The sequence below is a fragment of the Maribacter sp. HS genome (genome assembly GCF_048059195.1).
GTDB lineage: Bacteria > Bacteroidota > Bacteroidia > Flavobacteriales > Flavobacteriaceae > Maribacter > Maribacter dokdonensis.
Window position 1 is genome coordinate 300,623 of sequence record NZ_JAYLVV010000009.1, and the last position, 13,039, is coordinate 313,661.

At 37.2% G+C, this 13,039-nt stretch carries 11 protein-coding genes; 6 read left to right on the top strand and 5 right to left on the bottom strand.

The window, feature by feature from the left end; genetic code table 11:
• Positions 1–8: 8 nt before the first annotated feature.
• From VBZ51_RS17530 to VBZ51_RS17550, 5 genes are all read right to left on the bottom strand, one after another.
• The gene (locus VBZ51_RS17530; protein WP_215997950.1) at positions 9–965 is read right to left on the bottom strand and encodes a cbb3-type cytochrome c oxidase N-terminal domain-containing protein; all 957 of its coding nucleotides are present in this window, start codon (positions 963–965) and stop codon (positions 9–11) included.
• Positions 962–1,153 (bottom strand): cytochrome c oxidase subunit IV, encoded by a 192-nt coding sequence (locus VBZ51_RS17535; RefSeq protein WP_058105576.1) that lies wholly within the window; start codon positions 1,151–1,153, stop codon positions 962–964. Before VBZ51_RS17535 ends, VBZ51_RS17530 begins: the two co-directional genes overlap by 4 nt.
• A 5-nt stretch (positions 1,154–1,158) precedes the next feature.
• On the bottom strand, positions 1,159–3,363 hold the full coding sequence (gene ccoN, locus VBZ51_RS17540) for a cytochrome-c oxidase, cbb3-type subunit I (protein ID WP_416577779.1): 2,205 nt from the start codon (positions 3,361–3,363) through the stop codon (positions 1,159–1,161).
• Between the two features lie 105 nt (positions 3,364–3,468).
• A complete protein-coding gene (gene ccoS / locus VBZ51_RS17545; protein ID WP_058105578.1) occupies positions 3,469–3,648 on the bottom strand; it encodes a cbb3-type cytochrome oxidase assembly protein CcoS in 180 nt (59 codons plus the stop codon).
• A 289-nt stretch (positions 3,649–3,937) separates the two neighbouring features.
• The gene (locus VBZ51_RS17550; protein WP_416577780.1) at positions 3,938–6,331 is read right to left on the bottom strand and encodes a heavy metal translocating P-type ATPase; all 2,394 of its coding nucleotides are present in this window, start codon (positions 6,329–6,331) and stop codon (positions 3,938–3,940) included.
• 118 nt (positions 6,332–6,449) lie between these two features.
• Here VBZ51_RS17550 and VBZ51_RS17555 point away from each other — a divergent pair, with 118 nt between their 5' ends.
• From VBZ51_RS17555 to VBZ51_RS17580, 6 genes are all read left to right on the top strand, one after another.
• Positions 6,450–7,139: a Crp/Fnr family transcriptional regulator gene (locus VBZ51_RS17555; RefSeq protein ID WP_416577781.1), complete on the top strand. Its 690-nt coding sequence runs from the start codon at positions 6,450–6,452 to the stop codon at positions 7,137–7,139.
• Between the two features lie 80 nt (positions 7,140–7,219).
• A complete protein-coding gene (locus VBZ51_RS17560; RefSeq protein WP_416577782.1) occupies positions 7,220–8,074 on the top strand; it encodes a universal stress protein in 855 nt (284 codons plus the stop codon).
• Positions 8,075–8,244: 170 nt separating this feature from the next.
• Positions 8,245–8,922, top strand: a complete 678-nt coding sequence (gene rpiA / locus VBZ51_RS17565) for a ribose-5-phosphate isomerase RpiA (RefSeq protein ID WP_416577783.1) — start codon at positions 8,245–8,247, stop codon at positions 8,920–8,922.
• 375 nt (positions 8,923–9,297) lie between these two features.
• On the top strand, positions 9,298–11,328 hold the full coding sequence (locus VBZ51_RS17570; RefSeq protein WP_416577784.1) for a transketolase family protein: 2,031 nt from the start codon (positions 9,298–9,300) through the stop codon (positions 11,326–11,328).
• A 57-nt stretch (positions 11,329–11,385) separates the two neighbouring features.
• Positions 11,386–12,039 carry a fructose-6-phosphate aldolase gene (gene fsa / locus VBZ51_RS17575; protein ID WP_058105582.1) on the top strand — a complete coding sequence of 218 codons (654 nt, stop codon included), beginning with the start codon at positions 11,386–11,388 and terminating at the stop codon, positions 12,037–12,039.
• 141 nt (positions 12,040–12,180) lie between these two features.
• Positions 12,181–12,888, top strand: coding sequence for a hypothetical protein (locus VBZ51_RS17580; protein ID WP_416577785.1), 708 nt, complete (start codon positions 12,181–12,183; stop codon positions 12,886–12,888).
• Positions 12,889–13,039 lie beyond the last annotated feature (151 nt).

The window sequence follows — 13,039 nt, forward strand, 5'->3', positions numbered from 1 at the left end:
ACTAAAATTTAGTTCATAGTTACCGCAGCCGAGTCGATTGCAACTTCTGGTGCAACAACTTCTTCTGTACTATTTTCAATGGGGGCGTTAGGGTCTTCCCAAATATCACCTTCAGGTGCCTTGGGGTTTGCCGGTGTGGTACCTTGAAAACTTAATACATAACTAGCTACTTGCGCAATTTCAGCAGGTTTCAGGTTTTGTTTCCAAGCGATCATACCCTTACCATCACGACCACCTTCAGATATGGTGTTGAACACATTTTTAATGCCACCGCCAAGAATCCAATGGTTGTCGGTTAAATTTGGACCAATACCACCGCCACCATCAGCCATATGACACGCAACACAGTTACTTTCAAAGATGCCTTTACCTGCATTTAGGTCTGCCGCATCGGTCAATAGTTCAACAGTACTGGCATCAACAAGATCTTTAGCGGTTTTTTTGTACGCTTCAATTTCTAATTGGGCGGCAGCCACTTCTTGCTCGTATTCAAGGTCTTGGTCATAATCGTTAAAGACATGAAAGCGAGCCAAGTAAACTACCCCAAAAACAATAGAGGCGTAGAAAAGATATACCCACCAAGGGGGTAAATTGTTATCTAGTTCACGTATACCATCATAGTTATGGTCAAGAATAATTTCCTCTTCTGACTCTATTGGCTTGCTGCCCAACATTTTGGCATACATTTTTTTACCCCAGGTCCATTCCCACTTTTTTTCCTTCTCTGCCAAGTATCTTACTTTGGCTTCATCATCTAAAGTATTATAAAGCACATTTTCAATAGCTTGAACAATGAAGGCAATTGCAATTAATAGCAATAAGATAAGTGTCATAAAACCGAACATTAAAGTAGGGTAGGCTATAAAAGCCGGCTTATCGCCACTATCAATATAAATTTCCATAAGTACGATGACCAAGAAGAAGGCCACGGTTATTCTCAACCACCAAGCTGTAGTATTTTTCATATTTCGTTATTTAGTTGGTTATCTTCTTCTAAAGGCAATTCGCTAACTTCTTTTATGTATGATTTTGATGCCGTTATGACCCACCAGAATAACAATGTGAAGAACACAAAGAAGATTAGTAATGATATCATGGGGTAGGTAGCTACACCATCAATAGTTTCCATGTAACCTTTTACAAATTTGAACATGACTTTTAGTTTTTGTTATCAGATAATAGTTCTCCAGTTTCCTTCACTTTTATATCCGTACCCAAACGTTGTAGGTAAGCAATTAGGGAAACAATTTCACGATCTCTCATTTCTATAAAATCCTCTCCATTTTCTGCAGCATATTTTTTATCGGCTTCATAAGTCTTTGCAAAATCAGGATCGCTGTACAGGTTCTTTTCAATTTGTGTTGCTTGCGCATCCATTGAAGCTACTGCACTTGCAATGTCTTCTTCTGTATAAGGAACACCTAAACTGACCATAGCTTCCATTTTTGCTTGTATATCGCTTCTATCATGCTCATTTCTAACCAGCCAAGCATATGCGGGCATTATAGAACCAGATGAGGTGCTTTGTGGATCGTACATATGGTTTAAGTGCCAGTTGTCCGAGTATTTGCCACCAACCCTTAATAGATCCGGCCCTGTACGTTTGCTACCCCAAAGGAACGGGTGGTCATAAACAAACTCCCCAGCTTTGGCGTACTCACCATAGCGTTCCACTTCACTTCTAAATGGACGTACCATTTGAGAGTGACAGCTAACACAGCCTTCACGAATATATAGGTCACGACCTTCTAATTCTAAAGGTGTATATGGTTTTACACTTGTAATGGTAGGGATGTTGGACTTTACCAAAATGGTAGGTACAATTTGAATGATACCTCCAATTAATATGGCAATAGTAGCCAGAATGGTCAATTGAATTGGCTTACGCTCTAACCAAGTATGGAAGGTTTCGCCAGCGGTTCTTCTTTTAGATACACGTGTAAGTGCAGCAGCTTCGGCTAGTTCATCTTCAATAACGCTACCAGCTTTAATAGTGCGTACTACGTTGTATATCATTACAATTGCACCAACAATATAAAGGCTACCACCAATGGCACGCATCCAATACATAGGCATGATCTCGTTTACGGTTTCTAGAAAGTTACCGTAGACCAAAGTACCATCAGGATTAAAATCTTTCCACATTAGGGCCTGTGTAAACCCGGCAACGTACATTGGTAAGGCATAAAGTATAATACCAAGTGTACCGATCCAGAAGTGGAAGTTGGCCAATGGGGTAGAGAATAATTTCTTCTTGGTCATTTTTGGTACTAACCAATAGATCATACCAAAGGTCAAGAAACCGTTCCATGCCAACGCACCTACATGCACGTGGGCAATAATCCAATCACTGAAGTGGGCAATGGCATTTACGTTTTTAAGTGAAAGCATGGGACCTTCAAAAGTTGCCATACCATAACCGGTGATAGCGACTACCATAAATTTTAGAACAGGATCAGTACGTACCTTGTCCCATGCTCCACGTAAGGTCAATAATCCGTTGATCATACCACCCCAGGATGGAGCCAATAACATGATGGAAAAGGCAACCCCTAAGTTCTGAGCCCAGTCTGGCAAAGCGGAATATAATAGATGGTGCGGACCTGCCCATATATAGATAAAAATTAGCGACCAGAAGTGAACAATAGACAGTCTATAGGAGTAGACAGGTCTGTTTGCCGCTTTAGGTACAAAATAATACATAAGCCCCAAAAATGGTGTAGTTAAAAAGAAAGCAACCGCATTATGCCCATACCACCATTGTACCAATGCATCTTGCACACCTGCGTAAACAGAATAACTTTTTAATGCCGTAACCGGTAGTTCTAAGCTATTGAAAATATGGAGTACCGCAACGGTAACAAACGTAGCCAAATAGAACCAAATGGCCACATAAAGGTGACGTTGTCTTCTTTTGATCATGGTACCTATGAGGTTAACACCAAAAGCGACCCAAACAACGGCAATGGCTATATCTATTGGCCATTCTAGCTCAGCGTATTCTTTAGAACTAGTATACCCTAAGGGTAAGGTAATGGCGGCGGCTACAATAATCAATTGCCAGCCCCAAAAGTTGAATTTGCTCAAAAAATCGCTATACATACGAGCTTTCAACAAACGTTGGGTAGAGTAGTAGACACCCGCATAAATGGCATTACCTACAAATGCAAAAATAACGGCATTGGTATGTAAAGGCCTTAGACGACCAAAGCTTAACCATGATATGCCGTCGGTTAAATTAGGGAACATGAACATAAAGGCTAACAATAAGCCTACGGACATACCCACAATACCCCAAAACATGGTTGCATAAAGGAAATTTTTCACGATTTTGTTATCGTAATAAAACTGCTGTACTTCCATAATTATACTTGTTTATTTAGTTGGATTTTATTTTTATTATTTGGAGAACATAGAGAAAAGAATTTAGAGAATAGACTCTAATTTATTCGCATATGTTCCACCCGTTCATTTATTTACTTCACTCTTCACTTTCTTTGGCTTTACCAATTCATCCTCAAATAGCATTCTTACAGAAGGTGTGTAAGCATCGTCATATTGTCCTTTTTTGACCGATACGATAAAAGCGGCAAAAAAGATAATTGCGACCACTAGGCTAATTGCCAATAAAACATAGATTACACTCATACCAATCTTAATTATTCGGTAAATTTAGGGGGGTAGGCTACCTTAGAAAATGACAATTGTCATACTTTGATTTTTTTCTTAAAAAATATAAAAGAGGAGAAGATTTTATGGTTGATTTTTGATATTTAAAATATTGATAAATAATGTTTTACGTATGTTTTGTTGAAGTTTGAAATAGTGGGTGTTATCATCAAAAAAATAAAGGAATGTAGTATGGCAAACCTGTTCATGAGGTTTGTCTGTACATACCTTGAAATTATTTAAGTACACGTATTTTTTTGGATTCAGATTAAGACAATTTTCTACCAATAAAATTTGTCATGACTGTAGTAAATGCAACAATACTAATAGAGCTTAATGGCATAAGAATAGCGGCAATTACAGGTTCTAGCTGTCCGGTTACCGCAAAATATAAGCCCACGCAATTATAGAGCAGCGATAGCATAAAACTCATTTTAATAATACGTATCGCTTTTTTAGATGCAAGTATATAACTGTACAACTCTTGAAATTTAGAAGCGTCTAAGATGGCGTCACATGCGGGGGAGAAGACATTGATGTTTTCAGATATGGCGATACCTACATTACTTTGTGCCAATGCGCCGGCATCATTTAACCCATCACCAACCATAAGCACCTTTTTGCCTTGATTTTGCAATGTTTTAATAAAAGCTAATTTATGCTCTGGTTTTTGATTGAAGAATAAGGGGGTAAGTTTGGGTAACAAAGCTTCCAATCTAGTTTTTTCTCCCTCATTGTCCCCAGATAAAATTGCCAGGTTCAAGGTCTGCGACATATTCTTGAAAGTAGTAGATAACCCTTCACGATATTGATTTTGAAAAACATACCTGCCTTTATAATTGTTATTGGCACTAATATACATAGAGGTGTCAAGCATATTTTTAGGGATTGCTTTGCCAACAAAATTTGCCGATCCAATTTTCATTTTTATGTTTCCCTTACTGCTTTCAAGTCCTTTACCAATATGCTCTTCATACTCATCTAAGGTAATGATATTCTGTTCTTTAAGTAGATCATATAAAGATCTGCTTAAAGGGTGGTTAGATGCCCTTATGGTATTCTTTAAAAGGGATTCTTCTTCTGGGGTCAAAGGCATGCCTTCATAATAAGCAGTGCTTTTTTGACTAGTGGTTATGGTACCTGTTTTATCAAAAATGGCAGTATCTATTTTGGCTAGTTGCTCAATGGTTTGGGTATTTTTAATGTAGAATTTTTTCTTTCCAAAAATGCGCAGCATATTTCCTAAGGTAAAAGGAGAAGCTAAAGCAATGGCGCATGGGCAAGCAATGATCAATACCGCCGTAAATACGTTCATGGCCTTAGTAGGGTCATGGAATAACCAAAAGGTGGTAGATACAAAAGCAATAGTAAGTACAGCAATGGTAAAACGCTTACCAATACTATCGGTCAGGTTTTGAAAAGTGGTGGTTTTATCTGTCTTGAAAACGGCATTGCTCCATAATTGTGTAAGGTAACTTTGCGAAACCGATTTTAAGGCTACCATTTCAATAACACCATTTAACTGTTTTCCACCGGCAAATAATTGTTCGCCAATTTCTTTTTTTACAGGTTCAGATTCCCCGGATACAAAACTATAATCAATTTGTGCACTGCCGTATACCAAGGTGCCGTCTACAGGGATCATTTCTTCGTTTCTGATCAATATGCGATCCCCTTTTTCAATATTTTGAACAGGCACGGTCTCCTCTGTTTCGTCTGTGTTCAAACGGGTAATGGCAATAGGAAAATAGGACTTATAATCTCGCTCAAAAGATAGAAAACTGTAGGTTCTTTGTTGAAAGAATTTGCCGAGTAAAAGAAAGAAAACCAACCCTGTAAGTGAGTCAAAAAATCCGCTACCCAAGTCAAAAGCAATATCAAAAGTACTTCTGAGAAAAAGCACTAGAATGCCTAAAGCAATGGGCACATCAATATTTAAGAGTTTGGCACGTAGCCCTTTAAAAGCCGATACAAAATAGTCCCATCCGGCATAAAAGACTACAGGTAATGAAAAAACGAACATCATCCACCGAAAAAGACCTTGATACTGGTTAAGCCAAAATTCACCACCGGAAGCCGCACTGGAACCCAGGTCAAAATATTCCGGGAAAGATAAAAACATAACATTGCCAAAAGCAAAGCCTGCAACACCAAGTTTGTATATCAGGCTTCTATCGGTCGCTTTCTTTTTTGCTTCAAAATCCTCTAAAGATATATAAGGCTCATATCCAATTTTTGCCAAGAGTAAAACTAGGGACTTTAATCCAAATTCTTTTTTATAGGTAACCCTAATGGTTTTCTTTGGAAAATCTACTTGAGAGTTCGTTACATTGTTGTTCAGTTTGTTCAGGTTTTCCAAAATCCAGATACATGAACTACAGTGTATTGTGGGTATATAAAGATTAACGATATGTATGTTGCCATCATTAAATTCTAGTAGTTTGGTTATGATATCTTCATTATCCAAAAAATCATATTTGCCTTCTATGGCTTTTGGTGTAGAACCGGCCGCTTCTTGCAATTCGTAATAATGGGAGAGGTCGTTAGATGAAAAAATTTCATATACGGTCTTGCAACCGGTACAACAAAAAGACTTTTCTTCAAAAGTGATCTGTTGCCTATCACAAGGATCTCCGCAATGAAAACAAGTATTAACCTTCATAATCATTAACCAATTAAGTATACAAAGGTGAAAACCAATCACTTTTTAAAACATGATAATTGTCAGTTCTTAGCATAATTGGCTTGTTTAATTTTGTGCTATATTAAATTGTATAGCCATGGAAAGTAGATGTGAGAACTGTATTATAAGACAATTTAATTCGCTACGAGCATTAAGTAAAGAAGAGCTAAAAAAGGTCTCCAATGCCAAAATTTCCAAAAAGATAAAAAAGGGAGATGCATTGTTTTCAGAAGGGCAAAAGTTAGATGGCGTTTACTGCGTACGTAACGGTGTTTCTAAGTTGTCCAAGCTTAGTAGCAATGGAAAGGAGCAAATAGTAAAATTGACCAATAGGGGCGAAATAATGGGACAACGTTCTGTAATTGCAGAGGATTATACCAATTTGAGCGCCACGGCGATCAATGATATGGAGGTTTGTTTTATTCCCAAAGAAATAATTACGACAACTTTAAATACCAATCCATATTTTTCTTTAGAAGTGTTACGGCATATGGCGCACGATTTAAAAGAGGCAGATGATGTCATTGTAAATATGTCTCAGAAGACCGTAAAACAGCGCCTTGCAGAGGCATTATTGTATTTGAAACAGAACTATGGCGAAGACGAAAACGGTTTTCTGTTACTCACGTTAAGTAGAGATGATTATGCCAACATTGTAGGTGCCGCAACGGAATCTTTGATTAGAATGCTATCCGATTTTAAAAAGAAAGGGCTTATTAAAACCGAAGGTAAAAAAATAGGTATCGTAAACGATTGTGCCATAAAAGAACTCATAGACGGGTTTTAAAATTTCTATGATCTGATAAATGTCATAGTTTCTAGGGACCATGACATCTACATTTATCTTCATATTGATACGTTCTACTCATGAAAAACATTCTAATACCTACAGATTTTTCTTTGGCCGCATGGAATGCTACCGAGTTTGCACTACGTCTTTTTGCCAATACTACATGTACATTCTATTTTTTAAATGCTTATACCCCAGAAATTTACAGTAATAGACTAATGGCGGGTAATGCTGTTGTAGAAGTCAAAGCTTGTACTGCACAGAAAGCATCGGAAAAGGGACTTTCAATGTTGCTGTCACGTGTTAAAAAGCAACATGGTAATCACCGTCATTCCTATGTAAAAATTCCAACATTTTCATTATTGATTGAAGAAGTGAAAGAGGCCATAGAAAAGTATGCTTTAGATTTTATAGTAATGGGCGCAACAGGAGAAGAAGAGGACCCTTCTTGTTTAATGGGTAGAAATGCGGTAAGGATTTTGGATAATGTACAAAATTGCCCTGTTTTAGTAATACCAAAAAAAATTACGTTTAGGGACCTAGCCAATATTGCCTTGGTGTCAGATGCAAATTATTTTTATAAGGGAAACGAATTGAATTCATTGTTAGAAGTATGTAGCGGTTTTAATAGCAGAGTTCATATTCTTAATTTTCAGAAATCTAATGATCATTTGAATACCCTTAAAAAATTGAATTTGTACACCATAGATAAAACACTACATAATGTATCACATGAATTTTACAACATATCGGTTAAGGACGCTTTATCTTTTACTTTAAGTACTTTCATTGATCAAAATAATTGTCAATTGGTTGTGGTATTCAGTTGTAATCATGAGTTTATGAAAAACCTGAGGCTTAATTATATCATTGATAAGGCACATTTTTGTAAAGACGTGCCTATACTGTCTTTAAAATCAATTGAAAATTAATAACTGTTTTCAAATAATAAAAATGGAAAATTTACGGTAATGTTTTTGCAATTGGTGTAGGGTGAATTCAAAAGCACTAAAGTTTTTTTTAGAACAAATGAACAATCACGGGAACATCGATCATTTATAAATATCTTTAGCGAAAATAACGAACCTAAATACCATTATAAGTGAGCGCGGTAAACGAGAAAAAAGTAGCAGCATTAGAGGCGGTAAAATTTATTGAATCAGGAATGAATGTAGGTCTAGGTACCGGATCCACGGCATTTTTTATGATTGAAGCCATTGGGGAAATGGTGCAGAACGGATTACACATCAAAGCCGTTGCAACATCTAACGAGACTGAAAAATTAGCAAGAAAACTAGGTATTGATGTCATCACCTTGGCAGAGGCAAAGCGGTTGAATGTTACCATTGATGGTGCGGATGAGGTAGATCAAGACTTTCAGTTGATCAAAGGCGGTGGAGGTGCATTGCTGCGCGAAAAAATTGTGGCACATAATTCCGATCTTAATATTGTTATTGCCGATTCTTCTAAAAGTGTAAAAAAACTAGGTAAGTTCAAATTGCCTATAGAAACCATTCCCTTTGCAACACGGCTTATCATAAAGGAACTTGAAGGCATGAAACTTAGTCCCGTTCAACGTTTAAAAGATGGTGAGCATTATAGAACGGACGAAAACAACGACATTATAGACATAGATATTTGGGATGCCGATGTTAAACTGACGACCTTAGAACAGCAATTAAAGACCATACCTGGTATAGTAGAAACAGGATTGTTCTTGACCACTACCAATATTGTTATCATTGGGGAAGGGGATCAAGCAGTTGTCAAAAAGAGATAACTGCATTATAGGGGTACAGAAAACGCTAAAATTGTTATAATATCCAGATTGTAAATATGCAAACCTGTGAAAGTCATTTAATGATTTCACTAGTGTAGGCATTCTTTGAATTTTGCTATTCCATTTATCAAAACATAAGTGTTTTATTTTGAGGAGATAAACCAATAAATACATCAGGAGGCACATGAAAAACTCTTCGAAAACCCTTTCGAAAGAGTTCAAGCATCAATCTATCGAAGTTTAGACGTTTAATAGTTGAGTGCTATAGAATTATGTTGTGCAAATAATTTTAATTAGAGCCCTATATAAAGTATCTTTGAGGAGATTTAATAAGTTTTGAATTTAACACGAACCTGAAAAATAATCTAAAATATAATGAACAAGGAACTAGATCAATTAGCGGCCGATAATATTAGGGCATTAGCTGTAGCGATGGTAGAAAAGGCAAACTCTGGGCACCCAGGTGGGCCAATGGGAGGAGCAGACTACATGCACATTTTATATACTGAATTTTTCAACTATGATCCTTCTGATATGAAATGGCCTTTTAGAGATCGTTTCTTTATGGATGCTGGTCACTTATCAACATTGATGTATGCGCAATATTACCTTTTGGGGAACTACTCAAAAGACGACGTATCCAATTTTAGACAATGGGGATCGGTAACGCCTGGTCACCCTGAGGTAGATGTGGCAAGAGGTATTGAAAATACATCTGGTCCATTAGGTCAAGGGCATACTATGGGTGTTGGTGCAGCGGTAGCGGCCAATTTCTTAAAAGCACGTTTTGGCGATTGGATGAACCATAAGATCTATGGCTTTATTTCCGATGGTGGTGTGCAAGAAGAAATTTCTCAAGGTGCAGGTAGAATTGCTGGTCACTTAGGCTTAAGTAATTTTATTATGTTCTATGATTCTAACGATGTTCAATTATCCTCTAAAACAGATGAGGTAACTTCTGAGGATACTGCAAAGAAATATGAGGCATGGGGATGGAAAGTAGTTACTATAGACGGTCACGATCATGAGCAGATCAGAAAAGCGTTGACAGATGCCAATGCAGAAACGGAAAAGCCAACCTTGATCATTGGTCAGACCATAATGGGTAAAGGCTGTGTAACTGCAGATGGAACTCCGTACGAAGGGTACACCGAGTTACATGGTAAGCCAATTGGCGATACGGGAGCAGATTATGAAAAGACTTTGGTGAATTTAGGAGCCGATGTTGACAATCCTTTTGATATTTATTCAAAAGTAGAGGAATACTACGAAGGGATCATCAATAGAAAGAAAGATGAAGCTCAGGCCAAGAAAAAAGAGATTGATGCATGGCGAACAGAGAACCCAGAGTTATCTGCTAAGTTAGATGGTTTCCTTGAAGGAAAATTACCTAAATTGGATTTCAGTTCTATAGCTCAAAAAGAAGGTCAGGCGACAAGAGCGGCATCTTCCAATGTTTTGGCTTACTTGGCACAGAACGTAGAGAACATGATCGTATCTTCTGCAGATTTATCTAACAGTGATAAAACGGACGGGTTCTTAAAGAAAACAAGTATTTTAAAGAAAGGTGATTTCTCCGGAGCCTTCTTACAGGCAGGTGTAGCGGAATTGACCATGGCAACTATGGCAAACGGTATTGCACTGCATGGTGGGGTTATGGCGGTAGTGGCCACATTCTTTGTGTTTTCTGATTATATGAAACCAGCCATTCGTTTAAGCTGTATTCAAGAATTACCGGTGAAGTTTGTTTGGACACATGATGCCTTTAGGGTAGGAGAGGATGGCCCAACGCACCAACCCATAGAGCAAGAAGCTCAAATACGTTTATTAGAGAAATTAAAGAACCATAGCCATGAGCAAAGTTTTGTAGCATTGCGCCCGGCAGATTCTCAAGAAACGAACGTAGCTTGGAAAATGGCCATGGAAAACCAAAAGACGCCAACTGGTCTTATCTTGTCCAGACAAGGTATAGGTGATGTACCTGCTAAGAGCGGTAACCGTTATGAAGAAGCTTTAGGAGCGGAAAAAGGAGGTTACTTGGTACAAGAAGTAGCTGATCCAGATGTAATATTAATTGCTAACGGTTCTGAGGTATCTACTTTAGTAGCGGCAACCAAATTGTTGGAAGAGAAAGAAGGCTTGAAAGTGAATATAGCTTCAATACCTTCAGAAGGTTTGTTTAGACAACAATCAGAAGCATACCAAGAAAAAATTATTCCGCCAAACAAGCCGGTATTCGGTCTTACGGCAGGTTTACCTGTAAACTTGGAAGGTTTGGCAGGACCAAATGGTAAAGTATTCGGTTTAGAGCACTTTGGGTACTCTGCACCGGCAACCGTACTTGATGAGAAATTTGGGTTTACCGGAGATCAAGTATACCAACAGGTAGTAGATTTTTTAAAATAAATAATCTTTAAGGCATTGCTTTAGGGACATTGATTATAAATTTAAAATTAGTAACAGATGAAATTTTTTATAGATACAGCAAATTTAGACGAGATCAAAGAAGCTCAGGATATGGGTATTTTAGATGGTGTAACCACAAACCCATCTTTAATGGCTAAAGAAGGCATTACAGGTGCCGATAATATTTTGGCACATTACAAGAAAATATGTGACTTGGTAGACGGTGATGTTAGTGCTGAGGTGATTTCTACCGATTTTGACGGAATGGTTGAAGAAGGGGAGAAGTTGGTTAAAATTAGCCCACAGATCGTAATTAAGGTACCAATGATCAAAGAAGGTGTAAAAGCGATCAAGTATTTCTCTGATAAAGGATACAGAACTAACTGTACGTTGGTATTCTCTTCAGGTCAAGCTTTATTGGCTGCAAAAGCAGGAGCAACTTATGTATCTCCGTTCATTGGTCGTTTAGATGATATCTCAACAGATGGTTTAGGCTTAATAGCGGATATTCGTTTGATCTATGATAACTACGGTTTTGAAACTGAAATTTTAGCAGCATCTGTGCGTCACGTAATGCATATTATTGATTGTGCTAAGATCGGTGCCGATGTTATGACCGGTGGCTTAGGTGCAATTACAGGACTTCTAAAACACCCATTGACAGATAGTGGTCTAGAGAAGTTCTTGGCAGATTACAAAAAAGGTAACTAAGTTGTAATACGTTATCTAATTGATATTAAAAACCATCACTGAAAAGTGATGGTTTTTTTGTTTTATATTAGTTGTGATATAAAAAATATATATGTGCAATTGTGCACATATACAATTGTTGTAGCACATTTAAGAAAAACCTTGGAATTAATTGAAAAAGATATAGAAGATTGGATTAAACCTTATGCAACTGTTGTTGGAGAACAAAAAGAGTATGATTTAAAATTACGTGAAAAAAATCCATGTGAATTTTTCCTTCAATTAACTTTACCGAGTAATTTTCAAGAATATGCAATTGCCTTACACTCATTTTGGATAAATAATAAAATCCCAAAAGATAAAATCGTAGTCCGAGAATTGTCAGATGAAGAATTTCCTGAAGATGAATTTTCTCGTGTGACTTGGAAAGATTTTCATAAACTAAAAAATAGAGAGTTTGACTTGAACAAGGCAATTACGGAGAGTATCAAACATACTCACTCTTACGACAAGCAAATGAACAATGAACTATATCCTGGCGAAGGGTTAATGGACAAGGAGCATTTAATAAGTTTAGTAAAAGTAGTAAATGAAATATACGGAAACCAAGATATTGAATTGTTCTACACCTTTCTTGCCACAAAAAACTGGGAAAAAGATTTAATTTATAGTGGTAAAATAAGTGGACTTCCAAAATTGTTTGAAATTGAAAATTTGAGACTAACACCTAGTTTAATTTACCCAAAAGAAAGGAATTGGGTTGTAAATACTGATTACGATTTAGCATTTACCACAATCGCAGGAGAAACGAAATTTATATCAGAACTTGTTGGAAGAAATTGTGACGGAATAGTAAAAATTGAGCGATAAAAACGTGCTACAACAATGCCTCCTATGAAAATCCCTAGTCCAGTTCTCTAAAGTTAATATTTTATTTTTTATTGGTCCATAATGTTGATTTTGGGGTGTTGGATTGTTGGCAACCCTTTCCAGCATAATGCTTGGTTGTCAATACTTCAAC